Genomic DNA, 21,124 nt, shown 5'->3' on the forward strand with positions numbered 1-21,124 from the left:
ACATGTTAATCTTATTGCGGAAAAGTAATTCCTTTTTATTTCAAAACAAGTTCAATAGCAAAACGCCCCCTTATCGCAAACGACAGATGTCTGCTTAAGGGGGCTTTTATTTATATATTTGCTTACAGTAGATCCATAATAAGAACATTTACCGAATGAGCTGACAAACCAACGATCACTGATTCACCATTCAATTTTATCTCCTGTTCTTGGGGAATCACTTTCTCATCATTCTTCTGATTCACATTCGGAATATGTACCAAATGATCTTCTCCAGTAAGTGTGATCAGTCTGGCTGAAGCATCAACCTTCAGATCCTGAAGGCAAATCCGGGTTGATTTATCCACACCATCTGCATTCACCAGTTTCACATACACATGCCGTGCGTCTTTCGTAACAGAGTGGAATACTTCCCGGTTGTATGCTTCCAGCTTGTAATCCAGAACCTTGCTGGTATTACGTCCGTCTGTATAGGAACAAATCAGATTTTTTCCTGTATCCCCACCATAGTTAACCGTGATTGTATAATCGGTCCCATTCTCGAGTGGTTCATAGTTGGCCGCTCTCAGGTTACCTGCTGCCGAACTGGATGAATAATCTCCTAATGTGTAACCTTCGATCCCTTGTTTGTACACCTTCACTCCTGTTGCGTTCCCGCCGTAACTGATTGCGTACTCTATAACATCCTTGTTCTCCGGCGAGATATCCGTCAGTCCTACACCGATGTAAAAACCATCCTCACCTGAAATTCTTTCAGCCTCAACGTGCACCTTGTAGTTGGTCCATTCGTCATTCAGCAGATACAATCCATTTAATCCACTTGATTGTGCCTTCAAAATGAGTCCTTTTCCTGCGGTTAACGTGTATCCTTCCGATCCAGGAATCTGACTCCATGCCTCACTAGGTTTTGTACGTTCCCTGAAATCTTCATCTAACAGTATGGTGCCATCCACATTGGACGTGACCTTGACTCGCTTCACCACGATGTCTGCATGACCTGTTGCAATCTCGATGCCGCCACGTGGAATGAGATTCAGCGGTTTGCCTTTGCTATATGTGGAGAACGAAGTCTCAAGTACCTGGTCCCCTACATATTTTGCAAAAAGCTGCTGTACATAATAATTCGGTGTATACCACACGGTTTCATCATCAAACCAGATGCAGTCCGGCGTCCAGCGGTAGGTACCATCCGTTAATACCTTGTTGAACAATGGCGCATACGCAGCCAGGCGAACAACGTCCGCATTATTTTCAAATCCGGTCATGATCGCAGCTTCCGCAACCGCACCTGCCAGCGTGTTTTTGTCCGTGGAAGCATACTCTCCCACAAATACTTTGGATGTTTCTTTCCAATCGATACTTCCATCTTCATGGTAAGCCCGGTCATAGTAATTGTACCGATCCACGTTATTCAGCAGATATTCATTGGAGCGGTAGTAGTGCTCATCTGCAATGGTGTCCATGTAATTGTCCTGATTCTCATACCAAGTTACGGTCTCTTCAATCACCTCTGTACCATCTGCAAAAGCAACTTGAGCTGATCCGGTGAGGTTCCCGCTCAGGAACTTCCATCCTTCCTGGTACGCATCATCATCCGCCTGAGCACCAACCGTCGAGATAATGTGCAGTTCATGATCAGGATAGTTCTGCTTCATGTACTCATCTATCGAACGTTTGAATACTTCGAAGTTGGCAAAAAATTCAGTGCCCCAGTTCTCATTGCCTACGCCCAGATAACGAAGATCAAACGGTTCAGGATGTCCCATCTGGCTTCGTACCGCTGCCCATTCGTTTTGTTCAAAGTCTGTGCTGAGCGCAAAGTCGATCAGGTCTGTAAAGTTGCGGATATAATAATCCCTTAAAGCGCCACCCGCAGGGTGAGCATAATCCGAGCGTGCCTGACACAACACACCGCAAGCCATGACTGGAACTGGAGCGGCATTCAGATCTTCCGCCAGTTGGAAGTACTCCATATAACCGAGACCCATCGTCATCATGTAACCCCAGACATTATAATTTTCTTTGCGGAGCTCAACCGGACCCACAGAATCCTTCCAGTCATATACGTTATCCCAGATGAAAGATCCCTCCGAGATACATCCTCCCGGAAAACGCAAGAACTTCGGATGCAGATCTGCGAGTGCCTGGATTAGATCTTTTCTCAATCGATAGTTCGGATTACCTGTGTAGTTGGCATGTGCTGTAGCCGATATTCCCTCTTCTGTCGGATCAGCTCCCCATACATTCTGAGGGATTAAGGACACCATATCGATGGAGATTTCACCTTCAAACGTAAGTGCTAGTTGACCAAGTACAGTTTCCGTTCCGGTAAGTGACAAGCCGTATTTCTTCCATGTGTTTCCGCCTTCAACATGTAACGTTACCGAATCACTGATGGAAGTGTCTTCTCTATCCTGCAATTGAACAGTGATCGTTCCTGCCGATTCTGCTTTTGCCCATACGGTAAAATCATACCCCTCACCCTGCTTGATGGACATGGCACAATGCTGGTTGGAGTCTGAGAATCCACGATTTCGAATTGTTGCCCCATCCTGAACCGTGACATAATAAGCATTTACTTCAGGATCTTCCACGTTAAAGTGAACGTTCAATCCATCCGTATGCTGTACGAGCATTTTCTCCGTATCGCCTGACCAGGCAAACAAAGGCTCACGATTTCGACCTGTCGAACAACCACACTCTCCAGAGTCATGCGAGTATGTATCAAATGCAAAAGATTCAAATGATCGATTCTGGACAAGCTCTGCATAGATACCGCCATCTGCCGCGTTGTTAATATCCTCGTAGAAAAGCCCATACATGACTTCACTGATGTCTGCCACCTTCTGATCCCCATGGATGGTGACCGTATAAGGCGGGAGATGCGCCGGCACAACAGACACGTCAAAGCTTTGGCTCAACTTACGATCACCTCTGTTCAGAAAAGCCCGGAGCGTAACCTCTTGTGCTGATGCGATCACCTGAACTTCTCCGCTCTCGGATAAGACTTCCGGCTTACTGGAGCTCCATTCAACAGACACTTTACCACCCAGCAAGTCTGCAGGTAATGATACATCCTTGGTGATGATTCGGTTGGGGAAGGACAAGTACTTGTCCGCCGCAAGCTTCACAATCGCTTCATCTGTCAGTGACTCACACATCACTTCAATGACTTCATCCATGGTGAGCGCTGCCCCATAGATCCGAAAGTCGGATAACGAACCTGCAAAATCCACATCCGCTGCATACTGGGAACGTCCAATATAATTCTGGCTATAATTCTCGGGATCGGTGAAAGAATCAAACCATTCGCGCAATTTGGCATAATTGCCACTGGATGTCTGACTGATCGAGCCGTCTGCGGCCTTCTCCCCATTCACATACACAATCGGACCCGCACTGCTCAATGTTCCCCCTTGGCTGCCTGCTACGGAGAGTGCAATATGCAACCATTCTCCGCTTGCAACTCCTCGACTTGGGTGGACAACCAGATTATCTCCGGCGTATAACGTACCCAAAAGCTGACGTGTCAAAAATAAATACGGTCCCTTCTCTCCTTTGCCAAAGTCAAAAATGCGCTCCCACACATTGGAGCCTTTGCCGAGAAATACCCAAGTTGCAATCGTAATTCCCGTGTTATCGCTTACATCACGAAGCAGATCCGACGGTAATTGTAGATAAGAAGTTCCATTCGCTCCCCCGTTGAAAGTTACAGCCGATCTTCCTTTTAACTCGGATATGACAGGGGGTAACTCGCCTTTTGCCAAACTATCATTTCCGTTCCCGGAACTGTCTTTCCCAATCTGAACAGCATCTTTGAACGTGTATTGTGCGATTAATTGGTTTTGATATGTGGTCATGTTCTTACCTCCTATGTAATTTGGAATTGTCTTCTCTTGCTTTTGATTTGCATAAGCATAAAATGATTGATAAATATTTAAACACATAATCTAAACGTAATACTATCGCATTACAGAGCCCAATTTCAATCCTAAATTTGAGAATGACTGCTGTTTTATTTATGTTTATTTCTATGTAAGATGCTTTGTCGGTCCGTCTCCCCACTCTTATTTTTATTCATTTTGCTATAAATCCATCATATTTATGGTTTACAAACATATAAACCAATTGATAATATATCAAATGAAAGCGCTTGATATAATGAAATACCCAAAGGAGGTCTGCTGAACCTTATATCGTGTGTTGCCAAGTATCGGGTTATTTTTCATTCCGGGGATTAGGAAAGGGGAAACGTATGAAACGTTATTGGATAAACGTACTTAACATTTCTGTACTAAGCACCGCATTACTTACTGCAACAACTTTGACGCCGGTCTCGGTGTTCGCAAATGGTTCAGGGGCAACCGTGGGTAACTCACAGACTTCCACCACACCTCTCGCAAATCCTGCTACATCATTCAAAAATGTTTCCGTTCATGACCCATCTGTCATTAAGGTGGATGATACGTTTTATATTTTTGGTTCACACTTGCAAGTGGCCAAGTCTAAAGACTTTCTGAACTGGGATCTCGTCGCATCGGGTGTTACGGATAACAATCCTGTTGTCCCCAATGTAACCAAGGAATTCGCTGAAGCGCTGGAATGGGCGCAAACAGATACGTTATGGGCAGCAGATGTCATTCAATTGGCGGACGGCAAATTTTATATGTACTACAATGCTTGTAAAGGGGACTCTCCGCGATCAGCGCTTGGCATTGCTGTCGCAGACAATATCGAAGGCCCTTATAAGGATCAAGGCATTCTGTTGAAATCCGGCATGTGGGATCAGATCAGTGAGGATGGTACCATTTACGATGCAACGATCCATCCCAATGTGGTCGATCCTGATGTCTTTTATGATAAAAACGGCAAGTTATGGATGGTGTATGGCTCGTACTCCGGAGGGATTTTCATTCTGGAGATTGATGCAACGACAGGTAAACCACTGCCAAATCAAGGTTATGGCAAAAAGCTGACCGGAGGCAATCATAGTCGTATTGAAGCCCCTTATATGCTCTACAGTCCCGAAACGGATTATTATTATCTGTACCTGTCTTACGGCGGACTGGGTGCTGACGGAGGATATAACATTCGAGTTGCTCGTTCCCAAGCGCCGGATGGTCCTTTCCTTGATGCCGAAGGAAACGATATGATCAACGTTAAAGCGGACAAGGATAAACCGCTATTTGACGATCGTTCCATTGAGCCTTTTGGAGTCAAATTAATGGGGAACTTCCTGTTCGAGAGACAGATTGGCGATCCCGGTACAGGCCTGGGAACCGGTTATGTATCACCGGGACATAACTCAGCTTATTTTGATGCGGAGACAGGCAAACAATATCTGATCTTCCATTCCCGTTTTCCGGGGCGTGGTGAAGAACATGAAGTCCGCGTACATGAGATGCATATGAATGCAGACGGTTGGCCCGTCGTTTCTCCGTATCGATATGCTGCCTTGGGAGAGGATACAACGCAACTGACAGCTCAGGATATCGCCGGTCAGTACCAGTGGGTGAATCACGGTAAGGACATCACGGCGGACATTCAGCCATCGCAGACCGTTCGGTTCACAGCAGATGGGCAAATTAATGGTGCCGTGACAGGAACATGGAGTCTCGGCACAGACAACAAAGTTCAGATTACATCGAATAACGTTGTGTACAACGGCGTTTTCACACATGAATGGAATTCGGAATCCCAAAGTACGGTTCTAACCTTTAGCGCCCTCTCCTCCTCCGGGATTGCCATCTGGGGAAGTCAAGGTGTTGAACGAAGTGATCAGGACATTGTAGATGCAATAAAAAAAGATCTGAGCATTGGTAATACGGATCATGTGTTCTTCAATCTCTCACTGCCTGCAAAGGGATCAAGTGATGCAGACATTACGTGGAAAAGCTCCAATACTTCGGCTCTATCCGCTACTGGTGTAGTGCAGCGACCACGCGCTGGCAAGGGGGATGCCAAAGTGAAATTAACTGCTACGATTCGTAAAGGAGCTGCGGTAAACTCCAAAACGTTCAACGTTATCATTCCGCAGCAAGCGGTAAGCCCATTGCTCGGGGAGTATACGTTTGAACACAAGAAAATTGCAAAAATCGCACAGGATGACAGTAAGAACAAATATCATGGACAAGCTTATAATGTGGTGAGTTCTGCTGCAGGTGGCAAAAATCAGGCTGCCACATTTAACGGAACCGACAGTTACATCCAGTTGCCTGGACTCCTCACAGATACAACGGATTTCACCTTTAGCGCTTGGGTCAATTGGGATGGCGGCGGGTCCTGGCAGCGTATTTTCGACTTTGGAAATGGCTTGACAAGACATATGTTCCTTACTCCATCCCAGCATAATGGGGCATTACAATTCACCATCCATAATGAGGGACGGGATCAGAGTCTGATTGCTGCCAATCCCTTGCCTTCTAAGGAGTGGGTTCATGTGGCTGTAACCCTTCAAGGGGATGTGGGCACTCTATATGTGAATGGCACATCTGTTGCAAGCAGCTCCGAGATCACCTTTAATCCTAAGGATCTGCAAGTGACAGAAGCTTATCTGGGCAAAAGTCGTTATGCGGCTGATCCGTTCTACAAAGGTAGCCTGGATAATGTAAGAGTGTATGATAAAGCATTAACAGCGAAGGAAATCCAGCGTCAGGCCAAAGAAAAGCCTTAACCCGATCTATATCATAGGCGCTGGGTTCTATAACGAACACACCAATAAAGCAGCCAATGTATTGAACTGCACACCTTTGTTAGACATGTTTAACAATGGAGTTGCAGTTCCTTGCATCAGGCTGCTTTGTTGGCATTTCATATATGCATTCATTCTTTCATCGTTCGTTAAAATTACAGCCGAATCCTTGCATATTACTTCGAATAATGAATAACCATGTTTATTTTATTGGTCTTAGCACCAGCGTTAACATAGGCATGAGGCTTGTCCGCTCCAAAACGAATGGATTCCCCTTGGTTTACCGTATATTCCTCCGTCCCAACCCGAATCGTAACTTCCCCTTCAAAGACCGTAATAAATTCTTCCGTACCTTCGATATGCGATTCTGCATTTAACGCAGACTGGGGGTCCATCTCCATCATATATATTTCAAAACGCCGACCCTCTTCAAAAGGAAAATGCGGATATATTCGTACTCTTCCTTCATCCTCCATCAAAACTTGAATATCATTGCCCGTTACAACGGTAGTATCTGACTTCGGTTCGTGGATCAAAGCAGTAAAAGAAATTTTCAGGCCGTTGGCAATCTTCCATACAGTTGCAATCGATGGATTGGATTCGCCCCGTTCAATCTGACCAAGCATGGTCTTGCTGATACCGGACATTTCGGCAACCTTATCCAGACTAAGCTTTCTTTGTTCCCTAAGCTGTTTCAAGTTCTGGGCAAGAATATGATTAATGTTCTTCAAAATCCATCCTCCTCCATATATAAACAAGTTGTGCTTTATAGCGTACATATTGTACAATGATAAAGAACGTGCGTTATAACGCACATTTTAGTTTATTATATCACACAACTTGAGAAGACGTGGAGGATACATGAACATTATACCTTTGGTGACATACGCAATCATCGCATCATTTACACCGGGCCCCAACAATATCATTTCCATGACGCATGCAAGAAATAAGGGTTTCCGCAAGACCCTACCGTTTATTAGTGGAGTTGCAGCTGGCTGCCTGCTTATTATGTTTCTGTCCAGTTATTTCAACCTTATTCTTCATCAATATATCCCCAAGATCACACCCATTTTGAACCTGTTGGGATGTGTGTACATGCTTTATCTGGCGCTCAAAATTATGCGAAGTAAACCTGCAAATGCGGATGAGAACAAGGTCAATCATTATTCATTTCTATTTGGGTTCACCCTGCAATTCATTAATCCCAAAGTCATTCTGTATGGACTTACGGCCATATCCGTTTTTGTTCTGCCTCTTGGACAATCGCATGTTCAACTCATCGCATTTTCCTTGTTGCTCACCTTTATCGGCATTAGTGCCAATATGACCTGGGCATTTGGTGGTCTGTTATTCCAGAGCTTTCTATTGCGATACGAACGTCCAGTTAATATCGTGATGGGTATTTTGTTAATCTACAGTGCTCTATCAATCCTGATGTGAAATGCACCAAGAAAAAGCGTCCACTCATTGAATGAGCTGAACGCTTTTAATTTCAACCTAATTCCGGTCTCCACCATGGGTGTGTAGGATAATCCTCTGTATGAAGTACAACCTTCTCGCCGATTTTGGGTGTTGCAATCTTAACTTTCAAAGCATGTGCAGCCTTGGTAATCCGTTCAACGGGTTCATTCCAGGCATGATAAGCCAGCGTAAATGCCGCCCAATGAATCGGGATAAGCAACTTGCCACCTACATCCAAATGCGCTTGCACCGTTTCTTCTGGCATCATGTGAATGTTGGACCACCGTTCGTCATATTGCCCACATTCCATCAAAGTCAGGTCAAATGGCCCGTATTTACTGCCAATTTCCTTGAAATGAGGGCCGTATCCGCTGTCACCACTAAAGAACACTTTTGTATGTTGTCCAGCGATGACCCACGAACACCATAAGGTAGAATTACGGTCGAATAATCCTCTGCCTGAAAAATGTCGTGCTGGCGTACAAGCAAATGTTAGACCTTTGAACGATAACTCATCCCACCAGTTATGCTCGGTAATCTGCTCCGAAGGCACACCCAGTTGAATCAGTCGACGGCGGACGCCAAGCGGCACGATAAATCGCTTTGTTTTATCCTTCAATCTGCGAATGGAGTCATAGTCCAGATGATCATAATGGTCATGCGATATAATGATTGCATCCAGAGCCGGGAAATCCTCCGGTTGAATCGGTAGATTCGTGCTGTAACGTTTGGTACCCACCCAGGACACAGGGGATGGACGATTGCCCAGCATCGGATCAAAGAGCAACCTGTGACCCTCGATTTCAAGCAAAAACGCCGAATGGCCGAACCATGTAACCTGCGGATTATCGGATGCACTGAATGATTCTGCAGGTTCACATATCTCCATGGGCATCGTACCTGATGGCCTCCGCTCTACATCTCCACGCATGGAATCTCTCAATATACTGATCAAGGACTTGAAGTTCATGCCGGCTGAAGTCGGGAGCTGATTTTCGTATTTTGTCATTGTACATACCTTCTGTTCTATATAATCGATCTGTGATTCAGCATTGGATAAAATATATTCATATCGTAGCTATATATTAATTCATTGGCTGTTGATATTCAATTTTCGGTTAATTAAGACAGAATTAAGACTGTGTTTTCTCTCATATAAGATTGGGCGTATATGATAGAGAAAATACATGGAGAGTATGTGATAGAACATGAAGAAATGGCGTAAAAGGATAGTTAAGTTTTTGATATTCGACCTGGCTGTGATTCTGTTGCTTCTGAGTACAGGGGTGATCTACCAACAAGTAGGTGCAAGACAAGATGCAAAAATACTTGTGCCTCCTGGAGAGTTGTACAAAGTACATGGTGAAAATATGCATTTATATACGGGTGGAGAAGGCGATGTTACCGTAGTGCTCGCCTCCGGCTGGGGTACCGCTAATCCCTATGTAGACTATTATCCGTTATATGAAAAACTCGCTCCCAATACGAAATTCGCAGTATATGACCGATTTGGCTATGGATATAGCGATCAAACCGACCAGAAACGTGATGTCGATACCCTCGCTGAGGAATTGCATGAGTTATTACAAGTATCCGGACAGAAACCACCTTATGTATTGGTTGGACATTCACTCGGCTCGCTGGAAACCATTCGTTTTGCGCAAAAATACCCGGAACTCGTCAAGGGTATCGTCATGATTGATGGCGGAAGCCCCGAATATTATGCGAAGGACGATGACTCTTTGGCAGATACAATTGGTGGTTTTGCGAATAAATTCCGTATCCAAACCGGATTATTCCGCCTCTCCATGCAATCAGACCTGGTTGTCGAGACATCCAATGCCAATCGTAACAAATTGAAACTTGTACCCGATGAACTGAAGAAAATCGATACAACTGCTCTGTTGCACAACTATGGAAATGCAAACACGTTGGATGAATTACGTGAAATAGCTGAAAATGCCAAAGTGGTCGTAGATCACAAGCAACCGTTTCCGTTTCCACTCACGATACTGACGGCTGACTACCTTGGTGCTAGTGAACCCGACTGGGATAAATCACAAGCAGAATTCATATCCTGGTCAGATGATTCCAAACAAATAACCATTAAAGATACCGATCATTACATCCATCAGTATCATCCTGATCTCGTTGCCGATGAAATATTGGCCCTGGTGAAGAAGTAACTTACACTCTACCAAAGTAATGAGGCTATAGTAAAAAAGAAACCCCAAAGATTATCCATATCTTTGGGGTTTTGCGTATGAGATTTATTGTGCTAACGCCAGCCTTGGCCGCTCGGCTCTGAAATCGCTGAAGGCTTGCTCGATCTCTGAAGAAGTAAGCTGGTGACGATAGAAATACTGTTCCATTGCCTCCATTTCGGTTCGATCCCCATTGTAGATGTGTTCAATCTTTTGAATGACCTGATTATACAGACTCTCACGTCTGGCTATTACAGGCTCACACAACCAAAAGTCTGTTCTTTTCACATCACCGGTCTCCGTCCAAAGCAAATTCTCATATCGGATAACATCCCAGTCCCAATATCCAGCATGAATCTGCTGAAGCTCTGTCGTGAACATATCATATATCAAGCTCGGAGGAATATGTCCATACGCCGCACGGTATTGTTTCAGATTACATGCGTCAATCCACTCTGTCAGGGTGTACTCCCCTGGTGAATACGCATACAATTTAGGTGCATAAGGATTATTTTGCAATGACCTAAGTGCTTCGCTTTCCATCTCCCCATCCAACCTTGCACGTGAAGCGTATACCTTGAGACAATAGTCTTGCAATCTATATACAACCGAACTATTACTAATAAGTGAAGCCTGTAGTGTGAGATGGCCATTTTTTTCGTAGTGCAACAGCATCTCTTCGATCGCGTTATCCATGGGATGAATGATTATCATAATGAGGTCTCCTTGCGTGAAGATAAAAATATAAAGCGTTTTCGATTCATTAAAAATTGGACTAATATAATCCTATATTACCCTTTTATATTAGTATGAACATATACAATCTTGCCGGAACATGAAGTATTTGCTCTGAAATTTTATTCTTTGAGCTACCGAAGTTCGGCTATATACTTACTCTAATGCCTGAAACCCGTTTCACGTCAACACAAATTATCGAACATATAAATTTCTTCAAACAAAAGAGCGATGCATCCTTATGGTTAAGGACGCATCGCTCTTGATATTACGTAGTTTACATTAATTAATGCATTGGACCTTGTTGTCCAGCTTGAGCGCCAACTTTGACCCGTTTCACAAAGAGTGAAATGATCAGTCCGATTACGGCAAGAACCAATGCAAAGACAAACGCATTTTGTACACCTGACGTGAAACCAGCCAACTGATTCTCCGGGGTCTCCGGGTTCGCCACACTGCTCAAGAAACGACTCTGTCCTGCGCTCAGGATACTTACTGCCACAGCCGTACCAATAGCTCCGGATACCTGTTGCAGAGTATTCATAATCGCAGTGCCGTGAGGGTAGAACTCAGGAGGCAATTGGTTCAAACCGTTGGTTTGTGCAGGCATCATAATCATCGAAATACCAACCATCATGAACACGTGCAATGTAATGATCATGCCAAGGGAAGTTGTTGCTTCGATACCTGTATATAGGAACAAAACAACGGATACGATAGCCATCCCGATAATAACAAGCCATTTTGGACCAAACTTGTCGAACAGACGTCCCATAATTGGAGACAAGAATCCATTCAGCAAGCTACCTGGCAACAGGACTAGTCCAGCAGTCAACGCTGTAACCGCCATACCTTGTTGCAAGTACATCGGCAGAATCAACATCGAAGACAGCATCATCATCATAGAGATGAAGATCAGGATCAGACCAATTGTGAACATTGGATATCGGAATGCACGCAGATCCATCATTGGCTGTTTCATTCGTAGCTGACGGATACTGAATAACAGCAAGGACAACACACCAATAACGAGAGTGGCAACAACGACCGGACTCGTCCAGCCTCCGCCAGTTTCCCCGTGTCCCCCTGCGCTACTGAAGCCGTATACGATACCACCAAATCCAAGAGTAGAAAGGATAATGGATAGTACGTCAATTTTGGGCTTGGTCAATTTCGAAATATTCGGTAAGAACAACAAGCCACATACCAGTGAGATAATGAAGAACGGCAAGGAGATCCAGAAGATCCAGTGCCAGCTCAGATTAGCCAGGATCAGACCGGAGATACTCGGACCGCTTGCTGGCGCAAACATGATAACCAAACCGATTAACCCCATGGCAGCACCACGTTTTTCAATCGGGAAAATAACCAATATCGTGTTAAACATCAGTGGCAGCAACAGCGCTGTACCTACAGCCTGTAGTACCCGTGCCACTAACAGAATTTCGAAGCTAGGTGCAAGCGCAGCAACAAATGTGCCTGCAATGGAGAAAATCAGGGACGTTGTAAACAGCTGTCTGGTTGTAAACCATTGCAACAGCATACCGGATACCGGTACCAGGATTCCCAACACAAGCAAGTAGCCTGTGGTTAACCATTGAATCGTTGTAGGTCCTACTTCAAGCAGACCCATAAGTGGTGTCAAAGCCACGTTTAATGCCGTTTCTCCAAACAGACCTATAAAGCCGCTCAGCAGCATTGCGAACAAAATCGGAAATACCTTGTATTGCTTCGTTTCTTGTTGATTCTGTGCAGAATCAGCCTTCATGGAAACCTCCACGATCCCATCCTCCTCAAACGTATCGAACTTTCTTTTTCTCTGTCTCTTGGTATAACTTATTGAATCTGTTTGGCGTTCTTCGTCACAACCGACAAATACTCAGCAGCCGTCAGCAGAGGCTGTTTATCCTGATTCGTCAGGCTGATAATCAGTGCTCCCTCCATCAAAGAAATGATCAGAAGTGCCGTCTCCCGTGCCTTCTCTTCACCAACGCCATCCAGAATCAGATGTTTCTTAATAACATTCTGCCAATCTGCAAATACACCCTGACATGCAACACGCAACTGTTGACTTATACACGATGTCTCCACAGCTGCCCAGAAGCTGAATGGCAGAAATCCGGTAAACCCGGCTGCTTCTGTTTCATGAGCCAAATCATGAATAAATCTCTGAATGGCGTCCCCTGTATTGTCATGGGCTGCAAATGTTTTCTCAAATGTCTGCAGGATATGTTCATTGGCTTTTTGAATACACTCGTGCGCCAGCTCTTCCTTGCCATGCGGGAAATAATGATACAACGACCCTTTCGGCGTACTACTCTCTTTGATGATCTGATTCAGACCGGTCGCATGATATCCTTGTGAAAAAAACAGTCTCGCTGCTGTGCTGACTATGGACTCCCTAGCATTAGACTTTTCACTCAACGAAAGCCACTTCCTTCAAATAATTATAACAATCGGTCTATATAATTAAACCCGCTCAGATAGACACTGTCAATCCTTTTTATTTCAAATTTTAGATGTAAGCATTTTCATATGAATTCATCACGCCATCTTTATTTTTTTATTGTTACCTTTCTTACATTTGTTTCTCAGAAATTAGGGCACATTTCTCTGATCTCGAATAAACATACATCAGTGTGAATTACATTTAATTTCAATTTATGAGAAAAGGAGTGAGAAACTTGGCAATCCTGCTAACTGGCCCTATTGATAATAGTCCAGTAAATGGCGTACGACCCACCCAGACTGTTTCAATTAAAATTGAAAATCAGAGTGCTGTGAACGCCGCGACTATACTCATACAGGGATATTCATTAATTACAACCAGAGCTTTATATGTCAGTGAGCAATTCACAATTTTACCCGGTGCAGTAGCTACACGTAGTTATTTTGCCGATATCAACAGCTTCGAATTCGTTATTACAGTTACAGGAGCAACCCCTGAGGACATTTTGGTTTCTTTTTGGGGGAAAAACAGTGCTGGCTCTTTAGTTGCTGCTCATCGACTCGTTTATTCCGAATTATTTGGCAGTGAGAATTTTAATGGAGCTACCGGGGCTACCGGTACAACAGGCGCTACAGGCACTGCGGGACTTACAGGACCTACTGGACCTACAGGTGTTTCTGGAGCCACAGGAGTTACTGGGGCAACGGGCGTCACAGGAGCTACTGGTATTTCTGGAGTTACAGGTGTTACAGGTATTTCTGGTTCAACAGGTGTTACAGGAGTGACGGGCGCCACTGGGGATACAGGACCGACAGGTCTCACTGGTGCGGTTGGCATTACGGGGGCCACCGGCATTACGGGGGCATCAGGTCCTACGGGAGCTACAGGTATTTCCGGTTCAACAGGTGTTACAGGGGTGACGGGTGCCACTGGGGATACAGGACCGACAGGTCTCATGGGTGCGATTGGCATTACGGGGGCCACCGGCATTACTGGTGCATCAGGTCCTACGGGGGCTACAGGTATTTCTGGTTTTACAGGAGTTACAGGATCAACAGGCGCTACTGGGGATACAGGTCCGACAGGTGTCACGGGTGCAACGGGTGATACTGGTCCATCAGGCGGTCCAGAAGGCCCTACGGGTGTAACGGGTAATACAGGTGCAACAGGTGCCATAGGAGTTACTGGTTCTACGGGGGTTACTGGGGCTACCGGAATCACTGGAGTCACTGGAGTCACTGGAGCTACTGGAGCTACTGGAGCTACTGGAGCTACGGGTACAATACAGCCCGATCCCTTTAATGTATATGTTTTACAAGGCGCGGTGGGCGGAAATGGAACACAGGCTAGTCCTTTTGGAACGATTCAACAAGGTGTAACCGCGGTATTTCCAACGGGAACCGTTCATATTCTTGGTGGCACATACCCTATTACTGCGAATATTACCATTAATAAAGCAGGAGTAACTCTAAAAGGCTACCCTAGTACAATCATCCTGTTACAAGCTGCTGTTATCCCTTTCACCATCATTGGAAGCGGAATAACTATAGACGGATTAACGATCACGAGTAACAATCCTTATGCTGTTGAGTTTATTCAATTAGGTGGAACTAACCATACCGTAAAAAACAATACGATCTTCGGTCCTCCGCAAGCAGGTCCCTCTTCAGGTTGGGTTGTTAATCGGGGCCTCGTCACCCAGATTGGAAATATGACCGGATTGATTGTACAACATAATATTTTTTATTCCTTGCGTCAACCAGCATACTTTAATCCAAACACGACTGGAGAAATTATCAACAATGTAGTTTATAATACTAGAGGATTTGTAAATGATCAGGCCGTTATGGTTTTCTCTGGAAATTCATGGGGCAGCCCAGTCAATGCGGTGGATATTGCACTGCTCGCAGGTACAATAACAGGGCCCCCTTTCGATCCAATTACCGCCCTGAGCGCCAACAACAGTACAGCAACGATTCAGGATTCCAGATAAGAATCATTTCTCGTTCTTACAAAATGCCTATTCCAAAAACAGCCGCCGATTTGGATATGAAACTCCAGATCGAACGGCTGTTTTTGGATGAGCAGCAATGTTCCATTACTACTTAATAGTTAACATAACCTGCGTATGTCACGGTCCAGGTGTAACCTGTCTGACCATCAACTGATTTTAGTGTGAGTTGTCCCCAGTATGGATCAACATTATAACTTGCTGTCATTGGAATATCACCAAGCGTTGGAAATTGAGACTTAGGTAGAATGGTCTGCCAGGTTATATACTTTTGTGCGTAAGGAACTACTTGTGTACTTTCTGGTAAACTACTGATTGAAGTTGAAGGTACACTAGCTGCAAAAGATGTGGAGCCAAGCGTGAAACATGCAACGACACTTAAAAGACCGACCAGAAGTTTCTTTTTCATCTTCATCTTCCTTTCGTATTTAAGTACATTTTCATCATATAGAAAAGCATTCTATTAGAATGTAATATTTGTCATATAGTGAAAATATTTGATGTAATTTGTGTGAACTACTCTTTCATTTTTAAGTTTTAATAGATCAAATGAGATAATTCAACCGTTCGTTTATTACCTGCCCATACGTCTTGCACATATCGCCCTTCGGCTTGAAGCTGAATGAGCCAGTCTTTCGCTTGCTGCATCGTTGCTCCCTGAACCTCCTGATACGCCTGCTGCAAAGTCTCTTCCACCGCAGGAGCCATCTGGCTTCCATCACCGCATACGTAGATCCTTCCATTGTTCGCTAGCATCCGTAGCAATTGCTCGGAATCCTCTTTCATTAGATGTTGTATATACGTTTTGGGCTTGCCTTCAGCACGAGAAAAAGCAGTGTGTAACTTAACAATGCCTTCTCGTTCGTATTGTTCTAGCTCCTGACGATAGATGAAGTCTGCATCATTCCTGCACCCAAAAAACAAATGCGCCTTACTCAGCGGCAAACCTCTCTGTTTCATGTCAGCTCTTGCCTGGAGGAACCCTCTGAACGGTGCAACCCCCGTTCCCGGTCCCACCATGATCATGGGAACATCAGCCTCTTCCGATAGAACAAATTCGGATTCCGGCGTCCGTACAAACATCAGTATACGTTCTCCGGATTGGCAATTGGCGAGGTATGATGAAGCAACGCCAAGGTATATGCCCTTTCCACTCCATGCAGGCTCTTTTACTACCGATACGGTTATGCTCGCTTGCTCCAAATTCAGTCTTGGCGAGCTGGATATTGAATAATATCTGGGCTTAAGCGGAGGCAATAGTTCAATGAATTTTTCAAAAGGTAACTCACACGCTTCATATTTTTCTAACAGGTCCAACATGGTGATTCGATGGGCAAGAATATAATCCCTATAGCTGTTTTCGTCCAACATGCCTTCCAGTTCACGCTTATGAGGGGGGCATACCGTATGATTAGCCAACTCCTGCAACTGTGTTCTGGTAACAGGTGTTTGCAGTTCCACACATTGAGTGAGCAACTCTTGTACCTTGACGGGACGGTTCAGGGGAAGATGTGTAAGGTGTGTCGTGTCCGAAGTTAATTGAACGTGGACATCTCCACTTAATCCGAACCGACTCAGAACCCGGTCCACATTCTGCGGCTGATTGCTAGGCAACACGCCGAGATGATCGCCTTCTCTATAAGTCATACCTTTAGGAAGCAACACCTCAATGTGACGTGTGCTTCTCCCACTTCCCATCTCCTGAAGTTCTTTATTAACTAATACCGTGGCATAGCTGGCATCATATGTTTGTGCAAGCGGCATCTCAGCTTCCTCATGGACAAACTCCATTTGAATTCCTCTTGTGCTTGGCAGCGGTGTCTTCTTTCGCATATACATCAAATCCCGGAGCGGTTGGCCATAGCCGCAGCGATTCACTTAGAATCATCCGAATATAGGAAAGCTGAAGAATTTCTTCATATTGAGGTGATTCACTGACCAATATCTGATCGACCTCTTCATACGCCTTTTGAAGAGATTCGGGATTTTTCAGTAAAAAATAGAGGGCAAAAGATAACAAGCCACTCGTCGTTTCATGTCCGGCAATGAGAAACGTAATAATCTGATAACGTATATTCTCATCATCCAGCATTTCTCCAGTCTCCGGATCTTTGCCATTCAGCATACGTGCGAGCAAGTCAACCTCTTCGGGTGCTGAACTTGCTTTACGTTCCTCTATAATTTGATCTACCAGTGAGAACATCGTCTGAATATCGTCCTGGAACTGTCGTTTGGTTTTGACCATCAGCAGATTCTGAATTTTCAAACGCGAGCTCTTCTGCATCGCTTCATTTAGCGCCCTGACCATGCTCTCAATAAAAGGACTATGATCCTGTCTGTAAAAGCTGTTAAACCGATAATTGAATCCACATAGTCCAATGGTATCCAACGTAAGACGTGTCATATCGTCTGCAACATCAATCGTATCGTTGGAATTGAGGCGTGCCCACTTGTTGATCAACTGTTCGCCAATATCCACCATCATAGGGTGATAACCTTTCATGGCCTGTTTGCTGAAGGTGGGAAGCAGAATGTTATGGGCCTTTTTCCAGTTGGGTTCTGATGTTCTACTAGTGAATAAACCATCGCCTCCAAAAGCACGGACGTTTTCGAGTTCATTGTATACAAACTTGTCAAAACGGGACACATCACATAACTCAGCAACAAGATCTGGCCCAGATACGATTAAACCGGAATAACCAGGGACGGTAAGTCGATATATCGGTCCATACTGTTCAGCCAGTGCGCCTAGCGACAACGTTGGTTTATTTTTATCAATCAAAGGCAGATTTCCAAGCGGTCCATACATTTTAGGTTGTGGTATGTAAGGTGTATTATTCATGATGATCACCTCTTATCTGTACGTCGTGGAGCAAGGTATTCACTAACCAAGGGATGGCTGCTCTGCTTTCATTCATGTATGACCTCTCCTTTGCCGTTTGTATAATCGATAGTAATATCTATCATTTAATATTATAATAAATCATTTTTAACTTGATATCAAATTATCTTCCGGGTGCATTCCTCTTATTGGAATCATTCAACGTTTAGGCTGAAAACAACAAGTAGAGGATTGCATATGCAATCCCCTACTGTGTGAACTTGTGACGCTATCGCTATGGTTCTATTGGTTCTATAACGCTTGTTCATATAATCTAATGATGACTTGGCTCATCCCACTTCTCAAAATTCAATTCAGTATTGATGCTTACCGCAGACAATGCTCCCAAAGACGCAGCCGTGATGGCCTGATACAACTCAGATGCTGCATCACCAGCACTGTATACACCCGCTATAGATGTTTTGCCCGAAGCATCAACGATAACCGTTCCTGATTCTGAAATATCACAACCGATGGCCTTCGGCAATTCTGATCCGGTGAACAGTTTGGGTTGGAAGAAGACTCCCGTGCATGGAATCGCTGTACCATCATTCAGTACAACTTGCTTTACCATTCCATCTTCAGATTCAATGGATTGAACCGGTGCATCGAATACAGTAACATGATGCTGTTTCAACTCTTCACGTTGCTCATCGGTTAAGGAATCTGATCCATTCGTACAGATCGTATAACGATCTGTCCAGCCGGATATGACTTTTGCCATATGTAATGCCTTATCTCCACTAACGATGATGACCAGCGACTGGTCTCTTAGCTCCCATCCATCACAATATGGACACACGAACGCACTTTTGCCATAAACCTCTGTCAATCCGTTAATATCCAGAGGCAGATCTTTCTTACCTACTGCAAACAAAATCTTTTTCGTACGATAGCTTGCCCCCTGTGTAGTCTTGATTACAAAATCACCATCGCTACCAGTTACCTCTGTTGCCGTATCGGATGCAAATTGAACTGAAGGGTATGCTGCAATCTGCTCTTTGGCTGCTTTGCGAAATTCACGAGGACTAGCCCCATCTCTCGTCACAAACCCATGCGTCTCCTTTGTAACCCAGTTTCGCGGTGTCTCATCGTCGATGACTACGACGTTCTTACGGGCCCTGCCGAGTACAAGGGCTGCATTAAGCCCCGCTGGTCCTCCACCAATAATAAGTACATCCAAGAGTTGATTCGTATTACTCATATTATTCACCCTTTCCAGATATTTAATATCTCTAATTTAATTTTAAAAATAACCTCCGCTTTCTCTTAAGAAAAATAATTCGGAGATTTACAAGAGCTCTTTTAAATAAAACCATTAAAGATATCTTATATCTACAATAAACAAATCCCAGGCATTTTGCAACATATATCTTTATCTACATTCTTCAATCCAGTCTTGTGCGTTGAACAAAAGAACATTTACACTTACACTTACACTTACACTACAATGACATAACAAGCTTCACATCGCAATTATCCCCGACTTTTCAATTCTCTCTGTAACACAGAAATAATTATTTAACAATTAAAAAAAACCTTGTTTTTAAATTGTTCACAATCAAATGACATTATTTTAAATACTAAAACGTTAATTAAATCACATAGTGTATTGAATGGTATAATAGCGACATAATATATAAGTATAGATATAGGAAGTGAGTTCTTGAAAACATTGAACAATGGTTCACAGACCAATATCAGCCTGGAGTATAGCTCGATTCCGAAAGTATTCTTCGATACGATCAAAATCGGAATCATCAAGTCCAACCTGATCGCCATGTTTGCGGGTTTAAGTTTGGCTTTATATGTATTTGATGCTTCAATCTTAGCTAATATTGTACCAATCATCCTTTCCTTCATCGGGTCTTCCCTTATTATTGGGGCAGCAGGGGTGTTTAACAACTTGTATGATCGCGATATTGACGCGATTATGGAACGCACGAAGACACGTCCTACCGTTACGGGACGCGTAGATACCAAGTCGGGTCTAATTCTCGGTATTGCAATCACCATCATCGGGGGTATCATGTTGTACATCGCTTCCCCATCTGCTGCCGTATTCGGTATTTTGGGACTGTTGCTTTACGTGTTCCCTTACACGATGTGGACCAAGCGTACTACGATCTACAACACGGAAGTGGGAAGTCTTTCAGGTGCTGTGCCTCCGCTCATCGGTTGGGCAGCCATTTCACCGGAACTGGGCCATTTTGAGATCTGGGCATTGGTCGTAACGATGCTCCTATGGCAAATGCCTCACTTCTACGGCATTGCAATTCGTCGTTTTGACGAATACAAAGCTGCTGGCGTTCCCATGTTGCCTGTCGTTAAAGGCATCAGACGGACATACATTCAGACGAATGTGTATCTGGTACTCTTACTGATATCCAGCTTTTTATTCTGGCCGATGAGTCCTTTTGTCGCTATTGTGGCATTTCTGGTTACCTTGGCCTGGCTCATTCTCAGTGTTGCTACCTTTGATCGGAAAGAAACGGAGAAATGGTCCAAACGGATGTTTATCTTCTCCATTAACCATATCACTATTATCTTCTTGGTCATCATTGCGTATTCCTTGATTGCTCAAATGATGAGATAAAACCGTTATACACGTTATAACGAAAGAAGCCTTACAGACTATACTCTTTCAAGGAGTAGTCGTCTGTAAGGCTTTTTTGGTTTTTTGCTTTTT

The 21,124-nt window shown here is 44.2% G+C and carries 13 protein-coding genes and 1 pseudogene; 5 read left to right on the forward strand and 9 right to left on the reverse strand.

Translation table 11 applies throughout. The features are described from left to right. Positions 1-122: 122 nt before the first annotated feature. Positions 123-3,860, reverse strand: a complete 3,738-nt coding sequence (locus tag AB4111_RS02800; protein ID WP_442030296.1) for an alpha-L-arabinofuranosidase C-terminal domain-containing protein — start codon at positions 3,858-3,860, stop codon at positions 123-125. Between the two features lie 395 nt (positions 3,861-4,255). Between AB4111_RS02800 and AB4111_RS02805 the strand changes: the two genes are divergently transcribed. Further along, positions 4,256-6,673 (forward strand): family 43 glycosylhydrolase, encoded by a 2,418-nt coding sequence (locus tag AB4111_RS02805; RefSeq protein ID WP_442030298.1) that lies wholly within the window; start codon positions 4,256-4,258, stop codon positions 6,671-6,673. A gap of 194 nt (positions 6,674-6,867) precedes the next feature. On the opposite strand, the gene AB4111_RS02810 is transcribed toward AB4111_RS02805, so the two are convergent. Continuing rightward, positions 6,868-7,422 carry a helix-turn-helix domain-containing protein gene (locus AB4111_RS02810; RefSeq protein WP_442030300.1) on the reverse strand — a complete coding sequence of 185 codons (555 nt, stop codon included), beginning with the start codon at positions 7,420-7,422 and terminating at the stop codon, positions 6,868-6,870. 130 nt (positions 7,423-7,552) lie between these two features. On the opposite strand from AB4111_RS02810, the gene AB4111_RS02815 reads away from it, so the two are divergent. After that, positions 7,553-8,134, forward strand: coding sequence for a LysE family transporter (locus AB4111_RS02815; RefSeq protein WP_442030302.1), 582 nt, complete (start codon positions 7,553-7,555; stop codon positions 8,132-8,134). Between the two features lie 52 nt (positions 8,135-8,186). On the opposite strand, the gene AB4111_RS02820 is transcribed toward AB4111_RS02815, so the two are convergent. Further along, positions 8,187-9,164, reverse strand: a complete 978-nt coding sequence (locus AB4111_RS02820) for an MBL fold metallo-hydrolase (RefSeq protein WP_442030304.1) — start codon at positions 9,162-9,164, stop codon at positions 8,187-8,189. A gap of 232 nt (positions 9,165-9,396) precedes the next feature. Between AB4111_RS02820 and AB4111_RS02825 the strand changes: the two genes are divergently transcribed. Next, a complete protein-coding gene (locus tag AB4111_RS02825; RefSeq protein ID WP_442030306.1) occupies positions 9,397-10,341 on the forward strand; it encodes an alpha/beta fold hydrolase in 945 nt (314 codons plus the stop codon). 84 nt (positions 10,342-10,425) lie between these two features. Here AB4111_RS02825 and AB4111_RS02830 read toward each other — a convergent pair whose 3' ends face one another. The 3 genes from AB4111_RS02830 to AB4111_RS02840 form a co-directional block, all read right to left on the reverse strand. Next, positions 10,426-11,073 carry a hypothetical protein gene (locus AB4111_RS02830; RefSeq protein WP_442030308.1) on the reverse strand — a complete coding sequence of 216 codons (648 nt, stop codon included), beginning with the start codon at positions 11,071-11,073 and terminating at the stop codon, positions 10,426-10,428. Positions 11,074-11,380: 307 nt separating this feature from the next. Beyond that, the gene (locus AB4111_RS02835; RefSeq protein ID WP_442031562.1) at positions 11,381-12,862 is read right to left on the reverse strand and encodes a DHA2 family efflux MFS transporter permease subunit; all 1,482 of its coding nucleotides are present in this window, start codon (positions 12,860-12,862) and stop codon (positions 11,381-11,383) included. 68 nt (positions 12,863-12,930) lie between these two features. Beyond that, positions 12,931-13,518 (reverse strand): TetR/AcrR family transcriptional regulator, encoded by a 588-nt coding sequence (locus AB4111_RS02840; protein WP_442030310.1) that lies wholly within the window; start codon positions 13,516-13,518, stop codon positions 12,931-12,933. A 260-nt stretch (positions 13,519-13,778) separates the two neighbouring features. Between AB4111_RS02840 and AB4111_RS02845 the strand changes: the two genes are divergently transcribed. Beyond that, positions 13,779-15,536: a beta strand repeat-containing protein gene (locus AB4111_RS02845; protein ID WP_442030312.1), complete on the forward strand. Its 1,758-nt coding sequence runs from the start codon at positions 13,779-13,781 to the stop codon at positions 15,534-15,536. Between the two features lie 112 nt (positions 15,537-15,648). On the opposite strand, the gene AB4111_RS02850 is transcribed toward AB4111_RS02845, so the two are convergent. The 3 genes and pseudogenes from AB4111_RS02850 to AB4111_RS02860 form a co-directional block, all read right to left on the reverse strand. Continuing rightward, positions 15,649-15,963, reverse strand: a complete 315-nt coding sequence (locus AB4111_RS02850) for a hypothetical protein (protein WP_442030314.1) — start codon at positions 15,961-15,963, stop codon at positions 15,649-15,651. Between the two features lie 128 nt (positions 15,964-16,091). Beyond that, positions 16,092-18,396, reverse strand: a pseudogene (locus AB4111_RS02855) (cytochrome P450). 313 nt (positions 18,397-18,709) lie between these two features. Continuing rightward, positions 18,710-19,639, reverse strand: coding sequence for an NAD(P)/FAD-dependent oxidoreductase (locus AB4111_RS02860; RefSeq protein ID WP_442030316.1), 930 nt, complete (start codon positions 19,637-19,639; stop codon positions 18,710-18,712). Positions 19,640-20,101: 462 nt separating this feature from the next. Between AB4111_RS02860 and cyoE the strand changes: the two genes are divergently transcribed. Then, positions 20,102-21,031 (forward strand): heme o synthase, encoded by a 930-nt coding sequence (cyoE, locus tag AB4111_RS02865; protein WP_253434982.1) that lies wholly within the window; start codon positions 20,102-20,104, stop codon positions 21,029-21,031. Positions 21,032-21,124 lie beyond the last annotated feature (93 nt).

It is taken from the genome of Paenibacillus sp. 2KB_22, from assembly GCF_052115745.1.
GTDB lineage: Bacteria > Bacillota > Bacilli > Paenibacillales > Paenibacillaceae > Paenibacillus.

Excerpts from the sequence above, each read along its gene's own strand:
- AB4111_RS02860 (WP_442030316.1), bottom strand. The coding sequence starts at position 19,639 with ATGAGTAATACGAATCAACTCTTGGATGTACTTATTATTGGTGGAGGA.
- AB4111_RS02815 (WP_442030302.1), top strand. The coding sequence starts at position 7,553 with ATGAACATTATACCTTTGGTGACATACGCAATCATCGCATCATTTACA.
- AB4111_RS02830 (WP_442030308.1), bottom strand. The coding sequence starts at position 11,073 with ATGATAATCATTCATCCCATGGATAACGCGATCGAAGAGATGCTGTTG.
- AB4111_RS02800 (WP_442030296.1), bottom strand. The coding sequence starts at position 3,860 with ATGACCACATATCAAAACCAATTAATCGCACAATACACGTTCAAAGAT.
- AB4111_RS02820 (WP_442030304.1), bottom strand. The coding sequence starts at position 9,164 with ATGACAAAATACGAAAATCAGCTCCCGACTTCAGCCGGCATGAACTTC.
- AB4111_RS02850 (WP_442030314.1), bottom strand. The coding sequence starts at position 15,963 with ATGAAAAAGAAACTTCTGGTCGGTCTTTTAAGTGTCGTTGCATGTTTC.
- AB4111_RS02805 (WP_442030298.1), top strand. The coding sequence starts at position 4,256 with ATGAAACGTTATTGGATAAACGTACTTAACATTTCTGTACTAAGCACC.
- AB4111_RS02835 (WP_442031562.1), bottom strand. The coding sequence starts at position 12,862 with ATGAAGGCTGATTCTGCACAGAATCAACAAGAAACGAAGCAATACAAG.